We start from the raw sequence: 1678 nt of genomic DNA on the forward strand, positions 1-1678 counted from the left end.
CCCTCAAAATTGAACAATACTGAAACTGTGTTCCTGTCCAAAGTCATTTAGACCAGCTAAATCACTTTGTCTGACTCCCTAGAAAGGAGGTGATCCAGCCGCACCTTCCGATACGGCTACCTTGTTACGACTTCACCCCAATCACCAGTTTTACCTTCGGCGGCGTCCTCCTTGCGGTTAGACTACCGACTTCGGGTCCCCCCGGCTCTCATGGTGTGACGGGCGGTGTGTACAAGGCCCGGGAACGTATTCACCGCGGCATGCTGATCCGCGATTACTAGCAATTCCGACTTCATGCAGGCGAGTTGCAGCCTGCAATCTGAACTGAGACGTTGTTTTTGAGTTTTGCTCCACCTCGCGGTCTTGCTTCTCTTTGTTAAACGCCATTGTAGTACGTGTGTAGCCCAGGTCATAAAGGGCATGATGATTTGACGTCATCCCCACCTTCCTCCGTTTTGTCAACGGCAGTCTCGCCAGAGTCCTCTTGCGTAGTAACTGGCAATAAGGGTTGCGCTCGTTGCGGGACTTAACCCAACATCTCACGACACGAGCTGACGACAACCATGCACCACCTGTCTCGATGTCCCGAAGGACTTCATGCATCTCTGCACTATGCATCGGATGTCAAGACCTGGTAAGGTTCTTCGCGTTGCTTCGAATTAAACCACATACTCCACTGCTTGTGCGGGCCCCCGTCAATTCCTTTGAGTTTCAACCTTGCGGTCGTACTCCCCAGGTGGATTACTTATTGTGTTAACTGCGGCACTGAAGGGGTCAATCCTCCAACACCTAGTAATCATCGTTTACGGCATGGACTACCAGGGTATCTAATCCTGTTTGCTACCCATGCTTTCGAGCCTCAGCGTCAGTTGGTGCCCAGTAGGTCGCCTTCGCCACTGGTGTTCCTCCCGATATCTACGCATTCCACCGCTACACCGGGAATTCCACCTACCTCTGCACTACTCAAGGCCAGCAGTTTTGAAAGCAATTTATGGGTTGAGCCCATAGTTTTCACTTCCAACTTGCCGGTCCGCCTGCGCTCCCTTTACACCCAGTAATTCCGGACAACGCTTGCACCCTACGTTTTACCGCGGCTGCTGGCACGTAGTTAGCCGGTGCTTTCTTGTTAGGTACCGTCATTATCGTCCCTAACGACAGGAGTTTACAATCCGAAAACCTTCTTCCTCCACGCGGCGTCGCTGCATCAGGGTTTCCCCCATTGTGCAATATCCCCCACTGCTGCCTCCCGTAGGAGTCTGGGCCGTGTCTCAGTCCCAATGTGGCCGTTCAACCTCTCAGTCCGGCTACCAATCGTCGCCTTGGTGGGCCGTTACCTCACCAACTAGCTAATTGGACGCGAGTCCATCCTGAAGCGAATAAATCCTTTTCCCTCAGAACCATGCGGTTCCGTGGGCTTATGCGGTATTAGCAGTCGTTTCCAACTGTTGTCCCCCACTCCAGGGCAGGTTACTCACGCGTTACTCACCCGTTCGCCACTAAGTTAAGAAAAGCAAGCTCCTCTTAACTCCGTTCGACTTGCATGTGTTAGGCGCGCCGCCAGCGTTCGTCCTGAGCCAGGATCAAACTCTTTATAAATGGTATTTAATCGCCATTTAAAAGCGTTAAATCTCTGTAATCACTCAGACACAATCGCTTGCGTCCTGTATGAATTACTTGT

Annotated in this window: 1 rRNA gene; it reads right to left on the reverse strand. The window is 51.8% G+C overall.

From position 1 onward, the window contains the following. Positions 1–82 precede the first annotated feature (82 nt). A 16S ribosomal RNA gene (locus NE623_RS14380) occupies positions 83–1596 on the reverse strand. Positions 1597–1678 lie beyond the last annotated feature (82 nt).

Origin of the sequence: Gemmiger formicilis (assembly GCF_024462815.1) — a bacterium.
Classification (GTDB): domain Bacteria; phylum Bacillota; class Clostridia; order Oscillospirales; family Ruminococcaceae; genus Gemmiger.